The 15,033-nt window shown below is 72.4% G+C and carries 1 protein-coding gene; it reads left to right on the forward strand.

The genetic code is table 11. The annotated features are described in order from the left end of the window. The first annotated feature begins 117 nt into the window (after positions 1-117). Positions 118-15,030 carry a hypothetical protein gene (locus tag GA0074694_RS19665; RefSeq protein WP_141714203.1) on the forward strand — a complete coding sequence of 4,971 codons (14,913 nt, stop codon included), beginning with the start codon at positions 118-120 and terminating at the stop codon, positions 15,028-15,030. Positions 15,031-15,033 lie beyond the last annotated feature (3 nt).

Below are 15,033 nucleotides of genomic sequence, written 5' to 3' on the forward strand. Positions count from 1 at the left end.
ATGAGTGGCGGTGCGCGGGGCTGCTTCGCGTGGGAACGAGATGGCCGACGGCCGAGGCGTTGGTGCGCTGCTGGGTGATTGGCATTGAGTGCCCCTGGTGGGGGTGGGGAGGGGGCGTTGGCGGTGGCTGAGGCCGCTGTTCCTTCCGTGGGTCTCAGTGAGTCGTCGAAGCAGGCCCTGGAGGCGTTCACCGGGATGCGGTTGCACCGGTCGAATCTGCCGGTGTTGGCGTACGACCTGAACGCGTTGGAGGTGCTGGCGGATCGGGTGCGGACCGTGTTGGTTCCGGAGCTGGCCCAGGTGATCAAGGTGGTTGGGGCGGCGGGGGAGGGTGAGGTCTTCGACCGGTTCGTGGCGCAGACGGCTCCGTTCGTGGAGTTGTTGGACGGGGTCGCCGATGTGAAGGTCGGCGTGGCTCAGGCGATGCGGGGCTTCCTGAACCAGATGGAGCTGACGGATCGTCAGGCGCTGGTCATGTTCGTCTTCATGATGACGGAGTTGGCGGTCGCGTTCGCGATGGCGTTTGTCCTGCCGGTGGAGGCGGCGGCGCACATCGTGAAGGTTCGGACGATCATCCAGACGATCCTGCGGTCGTCGATGGTGCGGGCGGCGGCGAGCAGCACGGCGATCCAGATGTTGTTCATGCCGGGGTCGTCGTTGTTGGCGCAGATCAGCATGCTGGCTGATGGTCTGGTGCCGGGGGTCGACTGGGGGCAGGTCGGTAAGCAGGCGTTGTACGGGTTGGCGGTGGCGGGTGTGACCACGGCGGCCGGGCCGGCGTTGGGCCGGTTCGCCGGGGTCGTGGGTGGTGGTCTGGCGAAGTTCGAAGTGTCGGATGCCACGCGTGACCTGTTGACCAGCCTGTTGATGGTGCCGGTGTCGGAGGTCGGCCTGGAGGTGGTCGGCGACGTCGCCGCCAGCTACATCGTCGACGGGACCTACGACCCCGGTGGTCTCGGTATGGCCGTGATTTCCGGGGCGTTGTCGGGGTCGGGTGAGTTGGGCGCGTCCGGGGCGGGGGCCGCTGCGCGTCGCGTGGCTGTCGGTTTGGGGTTCAATCCGACCCGGTCCCGGTGGAACATGCCCGCCGGTACCGGTTTCACCGCCGACGGCAGGCCGGTCGCTCCGGTCACTCCGGCACCGTCCACGTATCAGCCGGAGGTCGACGATCCGGCGGGTGCGGGCTCTGGCGGGCCGGGCCCGGTGCCCGTCCCGCCGGTGCCGGCACCGGCCCTGTCGGCACCGGACCTGTCCGCGCCGGCGTGGTCGGCACCGGACCTGTCCGTGCCGGCGTGGTCGGTGCCGGACCTGCCGGTGCCGTCGTGGTCCGTGCCGAGCTTCTCGGTGCCGCTGGTGCCGGTGCCGGAGTGGGTAGCGGTCGCTGGTGCGCTGGTGGTGGAGCAGTGGCAGCGGTTCCAGCGGGAACTGGTGGACCACTATGGTGGACTGCTGGCCGGGATGGGGCAGGCGCGGCAGTTCCTGGCCGCGCTTCCCGTGTCGGTTGAGCGGGTGTTCGCCGGGTGGGTCGACGCCCGGCGGGGTGATCGGGCTGTTGCGGCTTTCCTGTCCGCGGTCGGTCTGCCCGCTGCCGCGTTGACCGAGGGGTATCTGACGGGTGTCCGGCAGCGGGCGGTGGCCCGGGTGGTCGAGGCGTTGGCGTTCTCCGGTGGGCGGATCCCGGCCGAGGTGCGGGCGCGGCAGGTGATCGCCGGGCTGCCGGCGGAGTTCGACCGGCAGGCGCTGCGCTCGCTCGCGCACCTGGCCGTTCAACACCACATCGACCAGTACCTCGCCGCCGGCCTACCCACAGGCCCCGGCACGCCGACAGGCGCTGGCGTGCCGACAGGCGCTGGCGTGTCGGGGGGCGCTGGGGCGGTGGTGCCGTCCGCTGGCGTGCTCAGGGCGGTCGAGGGCGGCGTGTGGAGCCAGGTGGACCGTGGGGTCGATGTGATCCTCGGTGCCCCTGCCGTGCTGCCGGGTGTGGTGGCGGGTCCCGACGCCGGGCAGGTCAGTGCCGTGGCGAGGGTGGTCCGGCAGGCGGTTACCGACCTGTCCGCCCGTTTCTCGGCCGTGACGGTCCCCGGTGTCACCGGGGCGGCCGCCGGTGTGGCTACGGTCGATGTCGAGGAAGGCGGGCGTGTCGGCGGGCCGACGGTGCCGGTGATGTCCGAGCGGCACACCGCGGCGGCGGCTGGTCTGGCGCAGGCCCAGTTCACCGCGTTGGCCCGCCGCTACGGTGTCGATCCGGCCGGTCATGCGGCGTTGGTCACCTCGTTCCAGCGGGAGTGGGTGGACGGGTACCACAAGGTGCTCGTGTCGGCCGGCGGCAGCGTGACGCCCGGGACGGCGGATGTGGTCGGGGCCCTCGGTACGGTGCCGGGTGGTGTCGGCTCCCGTGTCGGTGGCATGTCGATCGTCGACGTCGTCAGCGTCGGTGATACGGCGTCGGTCAGTGACGTGTCTGTGGCAAGCGGTGGAGTGTTCAGCCCCGATCTCGGCTCCCGGGACACGGATTCGACCGGTTTCAGGGACTCGGGTTCGATCAGTGGTGTGTCGTTGCTGGACGAGTCGATCAGTGCCGGCTCTGGCGGTCTCGGCGAGCGGGCCGTCGCGGCGACTGGGCCGGCCGTGGAACGAATCCACGATCTCGCCAGCGGCGGCTACGGCCGTGCCAGCGACGCTCAGCTGCGCCGGCTCGCTGCGGACCTCGGTATCCAGGCGGCGTCGCCGGACGGGGTCCTGCCGCGGCTGTTCGAGGTGTCCAGGGATGTCGTCATGGCGGACACGTTCAGCGGTGTGTACTTCGCCGACCCGGTGGTGGCGGATCTGGACGCGGCGGCGGATCGCACGGCGGCGCAGGCGCTGCCGTCGGTGGAGGGATGGTTCACCATCGCCGGGCACCGGAACCTGGCCGAGCGGCTGGCCGACGATCCGGTGCGTCAGGCCTTGTTCCTCCGGATGATCACCGCCTCGCCCGCCTGGCAACACGCCGTCGCGCAGGCGCGACAGCGCGGCGGCGGCATACCTGACATCATGCTGGTCTGGTGTGACGCGGCATGGCGGGGACCGGGACAGGCCACCTCCTTCGGTGGATGGTTGCGCACCCAGCTGCGTGCCCGGCGGCTGATGTCGTCCACGCACGAGGTGGACCAGATACCCGGCGAGCTGCGGCCACACGGGGACGAGCCGGTGCGGTCGGTGTTGTTCTCGGATGGTTCGGTGGAGTTGTTCGGGCCGGATCTGGTGGAGGCGGTACGGACCGCGGACATCGTCGAGAACGGTCAGGAACCCGGCGTGCGCTGGCCGGATCAGGAGGACTTCGCCGCCGCTGGCGGCCGGCACCGGTGGGCCGGCAACACCTCAGGCGGGCAGTCGCCCGATCCAGCGGAAGGCGGCGACCCGTCTGGTCCTGGCCCGGTGTCTGCTGCCCAGTGGGTGTGGGGCCCGTCGCGGGATCCAGGGGCGCAGTTGCCGGTGCCGGGCCCTGCCCTCGGACCGGACCGCCCGCAGGGTGAGGACCTGTCCTGGCTGGACGACTGGGGTATGTTGCCGATGTCCGGGCTGGTACCTGCCCCGCCGGCGGGCACGGGTCTGCCAGGGCTGCCCGGGCCGTTGGACGACCCGGACGCCCCCACCGCGTCGTCCTGGCCGGCGGGGTGGGCGGAACCGGGGTGGCCGGTACCCGGCATGGGCGTGACCGACGGGCACGGTGCGGCGATGTCCACCGACTTCGACCAACCGGGCATCGACAATCAGGCCAGCGACGGCGGGAACCTCGGCGACTGGGCCGGCGACGGCGGGAACCCCGGCGACTGGGCCACCTACCAGGGGCCGGACATGGACTGGCAACCATCCCTCGCACCCTCCCCAGCGGTGGCCCGCACCGACGCCGGCACTGTCCACGCCGGCGACACCCTCCATCACCCGGCCGACGAGCCACCCACCACGCCCGCCTCGCCGCAACCCGACCAACCCCAACCCCAACCCGCTGCGGGCAGCCGGCGGGTGCGCGACCCGGGCGAGGCCCGGGCGCTGTTCGACCAGCACGCCGGCCACATCGCCACCACAACACCGCAGCGGGAACAGCTGCGGCAGTTGTGGAACGCCCTGATCGACCGTATGGACGACAACGGGATCATCACCGCCAGCGAGTCAGACCTCGCCGAGGCGACATCCGCGCAGCAGCGGACGGTGCATAACCGGATCGGGGTATTGCGCGACCGTGGTCTGCTGCAGCGGGTCCAGGAAGGTCGCGGTGGCGGGGCGGCGCGGTACGGGGTGAGCGATCCGGGTCAGCCCCGGCAAGCACCACTGCCGGCCCCTCCCGAAGGCAGCCAGTGGCTGCGCGACCCGGATGAGGCCCGGGCGCTGTTCGACCAGCACGCCGGCCACATCGCCACCACAACACGGCAGCGGGAACAGCTGCGGCAGTTGTGGAACGCCCTGATCGACCGGATGGACGACAACGGGATCATCACCGCCAGCGAGCCAGACCTCGCCGAGGCGACATCCGCGCAGCAGCCGACGGTGCATCACCGGATCGGGGCATTGCTGCGCGGCAGTGCTCTGCTGCAGCGGGTCCAGGAAAGTCACGGTCGCGGGGCGGCACGGTACGGGGTGAGCGATCCGGGTCAGCCCCGGCAAGCACCACTGCCGGCCCTTCCCGAAGGCAGCCAGTGGCTGCGCGACCCGGATGAGGCCCGGGCGCTGTTCGACCAGCACGCCGGCCACATCGCCACCACAACACGGCAGCGGGAACAGCTGCGGCAGTTGTGGAACGCCCTGATCGACCGGATGGACGACAACGGGATCATCACCGCCAGCGAGCCAGACCTCGCCGAGGCGACATCCACACTGCGGCAGACGGTGCATCACCGGATCGGGGCATTGCTGCGCGGCAGTGGTCTGCTGCGGTTGGTCCGGGAAGGTCGCGGTCGCGGGGCGGCGCGGTACGGGGTGAGCGATCCGGGTCAGCCCCGGCAAGCACCGTTACCGGCCCTTCCCGAAGGCAGCCGATGGCTGCGCGACCCGGGCGGGGCCCGGGCGCTGTTCGACCAGCACGCCGGCCACATCGCCACCACAACACGGCAGCGGGAACAGCTGCGGCAGTTGTGGAACGCCCTGATCGACCGGATGGACGACAACGGGATCATCACCGCCAGCGAGTCAGACCTCGCCGAGGCGACATCCACACTGCAGCCGACGGTGCATGCCCGGATCGGGGTATTGCGCGACCGTGGTCTGCTGCAGCGGGTGCAGGAAAGTCGCGGTGGCGGGGCGGCGCGGTACGGGGTGAGCGATCCGGGTCAGCCCCGGCAAGCACCGCTGCCGGGCCCTGCCCTCGGACCGGACCGCCCGCAGGGTGAGGACCTGTCCTGGCTGGACCACGGGGCTACGGTGCCGATGTCCGGGCTGGTACCTGCCCCTGCCTCGCCGGCGGGTACGGGTCTGCCAGGGCTGCCCGGGCCGTTGGACGACCCGGACGCCCCCACCGCGTCGTCCTGGCCGGCGGGGTGGGCGCAACCGGGGTGGCCGGTACCCGGCATGGGCGTGACCGACGGGCACGGTGCGGCGATGTCCACCGACTTCGACCAGCCGGGCATCGACGATCAGGCCAGCGACGGCGGGAACCTCGGCGACTGGGCCGGCGAGGGCGGGAACCTCGGCGACTGGGCCACCTACGAGGTGGACCCAGCCCGTTCGCTCGATGTGGACCCGGCCGATCTGCTCTACCTGCTTGAGGCCGTGGGCACGGAACCCGACCCCGCGCCGCAACCGATGGATCCGCCCCGGCCGCAGGCCCCGCCCGGCCCGACATCATGGTCGCCGCCCAACGGCGACCAGCCCAGCCAGTCCCCAGGGACTCAGTCGTTCCCGCCCGGACCGGGCATGCAGGATCCGGCACCTCAGTCGCCGATGTCCGGGCTGGTACCTGCCCCGCCGGCGGGCACGGGTCTGCCAGGGCTGCCCGGGCCGTTGGACGACCCGGACGCCTCCACCGCGTCGTCCTGGCCGGCGGGGTGGGCGGAACCGGGGTGGCCGGTACCCGGCATGGGCGTGACCGACGGGCACGGTGCGGCGATGTCCACCGACTTCGACCAGCCGGGCATCGACGATCAGGCCAGCGACGGCGGGAACCTCGGCGACTGGGCCACCTACGAGGTGGACCCAGCCCGTTCGCTCGATGTGGACCCGGCCGATCTGCTCTATCCGTTTGAGGCCGTGGGCGCGGAACCCGACCCCGGGCCGCAACCGATGGATCCGCCCCGGCCGCAGGCCCCGCCCGGCCCGGCATCATGGTCGCAGCCCAACGGCGACCAGCCCAGCCAGTTCCCAGGGACTCAGTCGTTCCCGCCCGGACCGGGCATGCAGGATCCGGCACCTCAGTCGCCGATGTCCGGGCTGGTACCTGCCCCGCCGGCGGGCACGGGTCTGCCAGGGCTGCCCGGGCCGTTGGACGACCCGGACGCCCCCACCGCGTCGTCCTGGCCGGCGGGGTGGGCGGAACCGGGGTGGCCGGTACCCGGCATGGGCGTGACCGACGGGCACGGTGCGGCGATGTCCACCGACTTCGACCAGCCGGGCATCGACGATCAGGCCAGCGACGGCGGGAACCTCGGCGACTGGGCCACCTACGAGGTGGACCCAGCCGGTTCGCTCGATGTGGACCCGGCCGATCTGCTCTATCCGTTTGAGGCCGTGGGCGCGGAACCCGACCCCGCGCCGCAACCGATGGATCCGCCCCGGCCGCAGGCCCCGCCCGGCCCGGCATCATGGTCGCCGCCCAACGGCGACCAGCCCAGCCAGTTCCCAGGGACTCAGTCGTTCCCGCCCGGACCGGGCATGCAGGATCCGGCACCTCAGTCGCCGATGTCCGGGCTGGTACCTGCCTCGCCGGCGGGCACGGGTCTGCCAGGGCTGCCCGGGCCGTTGGACGACCCGGACGCCCCCACCGCGTCGTCCTGGCCGGCGGTGGCCCGCACCGACGCCGGCACTGTTCACGCCGGCGACACCCTCCATCACCCGGCCGACGAGCCACCCACCACGCCCGCCTCGCCGCAACCCGACCAACCCCAACCCCAACCCGCTGCGGGCAGCCGGCGGGTGCGCGACCCGGGCGAGGCCCGGGCGCTGTTCGACCAGCACGCCGGCCACATCGCCACCACAACACGGCAGCGGGAACAGCTGCGGCAGTTGTGGAACGCCCTGATCGACCGGATGGACGACGACGGGATCATCACCGCCAGCGAGTCAGCCCTCGCCGAGGCGACATCCGCACCGCAGCCGACGGTGCATCGCCGGATCGGGGCATTGCTGCGCGGCAGTGCTCTGCTGCAGCTGGTGCAGGAAGGTCGCGGTCGCGGGGCGGCGCGGTACGGGGTGAGCGATCCGGGTCAGCCCCGGCAAGCACCACTGCCGGCCCTTCCCGAAGGCAGCCAGTGGCTGCGCGACCCGGATGAGGCCCGGGCGCTGTTCGACCAGCACGCCGGCCACATCGCCCCCACAACACGGCAGCGGGAACAGCTGCGGCAGTTGTGGAACGCCCTGATCGACCGGATGGACGACGACGGGATCATCACCGCCAGCGAGTCAGCCCTCGCCGAGGCGACATTCACACTGCGGCCGACGGTGCATGACCGGATCGGGGTATTGCTGCGCGGCAGTGCTCTGCTGCAGCTGGTGCAGGAAGGTCGCGGTGGCGTGGCGGCGCGGTACGGGGTGAGCGATCCGGGTCAGCCCCGGCAAGCACCACTGCCGGCCCTTCCCGAAGGCAGCCGATGGCTGCGCGACCCGGGCGGGGCCCGGGCGCTGTTCGACCAGCACGCCGGCCACATCGCCACCACAACACGGCAGCGGGAACAGCTGCGGCAGTTGTGGAACGCCCTGATCGACCGGATGGACGACAACGGGATCATCACCGCCAGCGAGTCAGACCTCGCCGAGGCGACATCCACACTGCAGCCGACGGTGCATGCCCGGATCGGGGTATTGCGCGACCGTGGTCTGCTGCAGCGGGTCCAGGAAGCACACGGTGGCGGGGCGGCGCGGTACGGGGTGAGCGATCCGGGTCAGCCCCGGCAAGCACCGCTGCCGGGCCCTGCCCTCGGACCGGACCGCCCGCAGGGTGAGGACCTGTCCTGGCTGGACCACGGGGCTACGGTGCCGATGTCCGGGCCTGCACCTGCCTCGCCGGCGGGTACGGGTCTGCCAGGGCTGCCCGGGCCGTTGGACGACCCGGACGCCCCCACCGCGTCGTCCTGGCCGGCGGGGTGGGCGGAACCGGGGTGGCCGGTACCCGGCATGGGCGTGACCGACGGGCACGGTGCGGCGATGTCCACCGACTTCGGCCAGCCGGGCATCGACGATCAGGCCAGCGACGGCGGGAACCTCGGCGACTGGGCCACCTACGAGGTGGACCCAGCCGGTTCGCTCGATGTGGACCCGGCCGATCTGCTCTATCCGTTTGAGGCCGTGGGCACGGAACGCGACCCCGGGCCGCAACCGATGGATCCGCCCCGGCCGCAGGCCCCGCCCGGCCCGGCATCATGGTCGCAGCCCAACGGCGACCAGCCCAGCCAGTTCCCAGGGACTCAGTCGTTCCCGCCCGGACCGGGCATGCAGGATCCGGCACCTCAGTCGCCGATGTCCGGGCTGGTACCTGCCTCGCCGGCGGGCACGGGTCTGCCAGGGCTGCCCGGGCCGTTGGACGACCCGGACGCCCCCACCGCGTCGTCCTGGCCGGCGGTGGCCCGCACCGACGCCGGCACTGTTCACGCCGGCGACACCCTCCATCACCCGGCCGACGAGCCACCCACCACGCCCGCCTCGCCGCAACCCGACCAACCCCAACCCCAACCCCAACCCCAACCCGCTGCGGGCAGCCGGCGGGTGCGCGACCCGGGCGAGGCCCGGGCGCTGTTAGACCAGCACGCCGGCCACATCGCCACCACAACACGGCAGCGGGAACAGCTGCGGCAGTTGTGGAACGCCCTGATCGACCGGATGGACGACAACGGGATCATCACCGCCAGCGAGCCAGACCTCGCCGAGGCGACATTCACACTGCAGCCGACGGTGCATAACCGGATCGGGGTATTGCGCGACCGTGGTCTGCTGCAGCGGGTCCAGGAAAGTCGCGGTGGCGGGGCGGCGCGGTACGGGGTGAGCGATCCGGGTCAGCCCCAGCAAGCACCACTGCCGGCCCCTCCCGAAGGCAGCCAGTGGCTGCGCGACCCGGGCGGGGCCCGGGCGCTGTTCGACCAGCACGCCGACCACATCGCCACCACCACACCGCAGCGGGAACAGCTGCGGCAGTTGTGGAACGCCCTGATCGACCGGATGGACGACAACGGGATCATCACCGCCAGCGAGTCAGACCTCGCCGAGGCGACATCCGCACCGCAGCCGACGGTGCATCACCGGATCGGGGTATTGCGCGACCGTGGTCTGCTGCAGCGGGTGCAGGAAGGTCGCGGTGGCGGGGCGGCGCGGTACGGGGTGAGCGATCCGGGTCAGCCCCGGCAAGCACCACTGCCGGCCCTTCCCGAAGGCAGCCAGTGGCTGCGCGACCCGGATGAGGCCCGGGCGCTGTTCGACCAGCACGCCGGCCACATCGCCACCACAACACGGCAGCGGGAACCGCTGCGGCAGTTGTGGAACGCCCTGATCGACCGGATGGATGACAACGGGATCATCACCGCCAGCGAGCCAGACCTCGCCGAGGCGACATCCGCGCAGCAGTCGACGGTGCATCGCCGGATCGGGGCATTGCTGCGCGGCAGTGCTCTGCTGCAGTTGGTCCAGGAAGGTCGCGGTCGCGGGGCGGCGCGGTACGGGGTGAGCGATCCGGGTCAGCCCCAGCAAGCACCACTGCCGGCCCCTCCCGAAGGCAGCCGATGGCTGCGCGACCCGGGCGAGGCCCGGGCGCTGTTCGACCAGCACGCCGGCCACATCGCCACCACAACACGGCAGCGGGAACAGCTGCGGCAGTTGTGGAACGCCCTGATCGACCGGATGGACGACAACGGGATCATCACCGCCAGCGAGCCAGACCTCGCCGAGGCGACATCCACACTGCAGCCGACGGTGCATGCCCGGATCGGGGTATTGCGCGACCGTGGTCTGCTGCAGCGGGTGCAGGAAGGTCGCGGTGGCGTGGCGGCGCGGTACGGGGTGAGCGATCCGGGTCAGCCCCGGCAAGCACCGCTGCCGGGCCCTGCCCTCGGACCGGACCGCCCGCAGGGTGAGGACCTGTCCTGGCTGGACCACGGGGCTACGGTGCCGATGTCCGGGCCTGCACCTGCCTCGCCGGCGGGCACGGGTCTGCCAGGGCTGCCCGGGCCGTTGGACGACCCGTACGCCCCCACCGCGTCGTCCTGGCCGGCGGGGTGGGCGCAACCGGGGTGGCCGGTACCCGGCATGGGCGTGACCGACGGGCACGGTGCGGCGATGTCCACCGACTTCGACCAGCCGGGCATCGACGATCAGGCCAGCGACGGCGGGAACCTCGGCGACTGGGCCACCTACGAGGTGGACCCAGCCCGTTCGCTCGATGTGGACCCGGCCGATCTGCTCTATCCGTTTGAGGCCGTGGGCACGGAACCCGACCCCGCGCCGCAACCGATGGATCCGCCCCGGCCGCAGGCCCCGCCCGGCCCATCATGGTCGCAGCCCAACGGCGACCAGCCCAGCCAGTCCCCAGGGACTCAGTCGTTCCCGCCCGGACCGGGCATGCAGGATCCGGCACCTCAGTCGCCGATGTCCGGGCCTGCACCTGCCCCGCCGGCGGGCACGGGTCTGCCAGGGCTGCCCGGGCCGTTGGACGACCCGGACGCCCCCACCGCGTCGTCCTGGCCGGCGGGGTGGGCGCAACCGGGGTGGCCGGTACCCGGCATGGGCGTGACCGACGGGCACGGTGCGGCGATGTCCACCGACTTCGACCAGCCGGGCATCGACGATCAGGCCAGCGACGGCGGGAACCTCGGCGACTGGGCCGGCGAGGGCGGGAACCTCGGCGACTGGGCCACCTACGAGGTGGACCCAGCCCGTTCGCTCGATGTGGACCCGGCCGATCTGCTCTATCCGTTTGAGGCCGTGGGCACGGAACCCGACCCCGCGCCGCAACCGATGGATCCGCCCCGGCCGCAGGCCCCGCCCGGCCCGACATCATGGTCGCCGCCCAACGGCGACCAGCCCAGCCAGTCCCCAGGGACTCAGTCGTTCCCGCCCGGACCGGGCATGCAGGATCCGGCACCTCAGTCGCCGATGTCCGGGCTGGTACCTGCCTCGCCGGCGGGCACGGGTCTGCCAGGGCTGCCCGGGCCGTTGGACGACCCGGACGCCTCCACCGCGTCGTCCTGGCCGGCGGGGTGGGCGGAACCGGGGTGGCCGGTACCCGGCATGGGCGTGACCGACGGGCACGGTGCGGCGATGTCCACCGACTTCGACCAGCCGGGCATCGACGATCAGGCCAGCGACGGCGGGAACCTCGGCGACTGGGCCACCTACGAGGTGGACCCAGCCCGTTCGCTCGATGTGGACCCGGCCGATCTGCTCTATCCGTTTGAGGCCGTGGGCGCGGAACCCGACCCCGGGCCGCAACCGATGGATCCGCCCCGGCCGCAGGCCCCGCCCGGCCCGGCATCATGGTCGCAGCCCAACGGCGACCAGCCCAGCCAGTTCCCAGGGACTCAGTCGTTCCCGCCCGGACCGGGCATGCAGGATCCGGCACCTCAGTCGCCGATGTCCGGGCTGGTACCTGCCTCGCCGGCGGGTACGGGTCTGCCAGGGCTGCCCGGGCCGTTGGACGACCCGGACGCCCCCACCGCGTCGTCCTGGCCGGCGGTGGCCCGCACCGACGCCGGCACTGTCCACGCCGGCGACACCCTCCATCACCCGGCCGACGAGCCACCCACCACGCCCGCCTCGCCGCACCCCGACCAACCCCAACCCCAACCCCAACCCGCTGCGGGCAGCCGGCGGGTGCGCGACCCGGGCGAGGCCCGGGCGCTGTTCGACCAGCACGCCGGCCACATCGCCACCACAACACGGCAGCGGGAACCGCTGCGGCAGTTGTGGAACGCCCTGATCGACCGGATGGACGACGACGGGATCATCACCGCCAGCGAGTCAGACCTCGCCGAGGCGACATCCGCACCGCAGCCGACGGTGCATCGCCGGATCGGGGCATTGCTGCGCGGCAGTGCTCTGCTGCAGCGGGTCCAGGAAAGTCACGGTCGCGGGGCGGCACGGTACGGGGTGAGCGATCCGGGTCAGCCCCGGCAAGCACCACTGCCGGCCCTTCCCGAAGGCAGCCAGTGGCTGCGCGACCCGGATGAGGCCCGGGCGCTGTTCGACCAGCACGCCGGCCACATCGCCCCCACAACACGGCAGCGGGAACAGCTGCGGCAGTTGTGGAACGCCCTGATCGACCGGATGGACGACGACGGGATCATCACCGCCAGCGAGTCAGCCCTCGCCGAGGCGACATTCACACTGCGGCCGACGGTGCATGACCGGATCGGGGTATTGCTGCGCGGCAGTGGTCTGCTGCAGCTGGTGCAGGAAGGTCGCGGTGGCGTGGCGGCGCGGTACGGGGTGAGCGATCCGGGTCAGCCCCGGCAAGCACCACTGCCGGCCCTTCCCGAAGGCAGCCGATGGCTGCGCGACCCGGGCGGGGCCCGGGCGCTGTTCGACCAGCACGCCGGCCACATCGCCACCACAACACGGCAGCGGGAACAGCTGCGGCAGTTGTGGAACGCCCTGATCGACCGGATGGACGACAACGGGATCATCACCGCCAGCGAGTCAGACCTCGCCGAGGCGACATCCACACTGCAGCCGACGGTGCATGCCCGGATCGGGGTATTGCGCGACCGTGGTCTGCTGCAGCGGGTCCAGGAAGCACACGGTGGCGGGGCGGCGCGGTACGGGGTGAGCGATCCGGGGCAGCCCCGGCAAGCACCGCTGCCGGGCCCTGCCCTCGGACCGGACCGCCCGCAGGGTGAGGACCTGTCCTGGCTGGACCACGGGGCTACGGTGCCGATGTCCGGGCCTGCACCTGCCTCGCCGGCGGGTACGGGTCTGCCAGGGCTGCCCGGGCCGTTGGACGACCCGGACGCCCCCACCGCGTCGTCCTGGCCGGCGGGGTGGGCGCAACCGGGGTGGCCGGTACCCGGCATGGGCGTGACCGACGGGCACGGTGCGGCGATGTCCACCGACTTCGACCAGCCGGGCATCGACGATCAGGCCAGCGACGGCGGGAACCTCGGCGACTGGGCCGGCGAGGGCGGGAACCTCGGCGACTGGGCCACCTACGAGGTGGACCCAGCCCGTTCGCTCGATGTGGGCCCGGCCGATCTGCTCTATCCGTTTGAGGCCGTGGGCGCGGAACCCGACCCCGCGCCGCAACCGATGGATCCGCCCCGGCCGCAGGCCCCGCCCGGCCCGGCATCATGGTCGCCGCCCAACGGCGACCAGCCCAGCCAGTTCCCAGGGACTCAGTCGTTCCCGCCCGGACCGGGCATGCAGGATCCGGCACCTCAGTCGCCGATGTCCGGGCTGGTACCTGCCTCGCCGGCGGGTACGGGTCTGCCAGGGCTGCCCGGGCCGTTGGACGACCCGGACGCCCCCACCGCGTCGTCCTGGCCGGCGGTGGCCCGCACCGACGCCGGCACTGTTCACGCCGGCGACACCCTCCATCACCCGGCCGACGAGCCACCCACCACGCCCGCCTCGCCGCACCCCGACCAACCCCAACCCCAACCCCAACCCGCTGCGGGCAGCCGGCGGGTGCGCGACCCGGGCGAGGCCCGGGCGCTGTTCGACCAGCACGCCGGCCACATCGCCACCACAACACGGCAGCGGGAACCGCTGCGGCAGTTGTGGAACGCCCTGATCGACCATATGGACGACAACGGGATCATCACCGCCAGCGAGCCAGACCTCGCCGAGGCGACATCCGCGCAGCAGTCGACGGTGCATCGCCGGATCGGGGCATTGCTGCGCGGCAGTGGTCTGCTGCAGTTGGTCCAGGAAGGTCGCGGTCGCGGGGCGGCGCGGTACGGGGTGAGCGATCCGGGTCAGCCCCAGCAAGCACCACTGCCGGCCCCTCCCGAAGGCAGCCGATGGCTGCGCGACCCGGAAGAGGCCCGGGCGCTGTTCGACCAGCACGCCGGCCACATCGCCACCACAACACGGCAGCGGGAACAGCTGCGGCAGTTGTGGAACGCCCTGATCGACCGGATGGACGACAACGGGATCATCACCGCCAGCGAGTCAGACCTCGCCGAGGCGACATCCACACTGCAGCCGACGGTGCATGCCCGGATCGGGGCATTGCGCGACCGTGGTCTGCTGCAGCGGGTGCAGGAAAGTCACGGTGGCGTGGCGGCGCGGTACGGGGTGAGCGATCCGGGTCAGCCCCGGCAAGCACCGCTGCCGGGCCCTGCCCTCGGACCGGACCGCCCGCAGGGTGAGGACCTGTCCTGGCTGGACCACGGGGCTACGGTGCCGATGTCCGGGCCTGCACCTGCCTCGCCGGCGGGTACGGGTCTGCCAGGGCTGCCCGGGCCGTTGGACGACCCGGACGCCCCCACCGCGTCGTCCTGGCCGGCGGGGTGGGCGGAACCGGGGTGGGCGGAACCGGGGTGGCCGGTACCCGGCATGGGCGTGACCGACGGGCACGGTGCGGCGATGTCCACCGACTTCGGCCAGCCGGGCATCGACGATCAGGCCAGCGAGGGCGGGAACCTCGGCGACTGGGCCACCTACGAGGTGGACCCAGCCGGTTCGCTCGATGTGGGCCCGGCCGATCTGCTCTATCCGTTTGAGGCCGTGGGCACGGAACCCGACCCCGCGCCGCAACCGATGGATCCGCCCCGGCCGCAGGCCCCGCCCGGCCCGACATCATGGTCGCCGCCCAACGGCGACCAGCCCAGCCAGTCCCCAGGGACTCAGCCTCGATCCGTGGACGACGGGGGATCCACTGTGGCCGGAACAGCGCGAATATGTGACGAGAGTGCCCTCTGAGCT

The organism is Micromonospora inyonensis (assembly GCF_900091415.1).
In the GTDB taxonomy this organism is placed as follows: Bacteria; Actinomycetota; Actinomycetes; order Mycobacteriales; family Micromonosporaceae; genus Micromonospora; species Micromonospora inyonensis.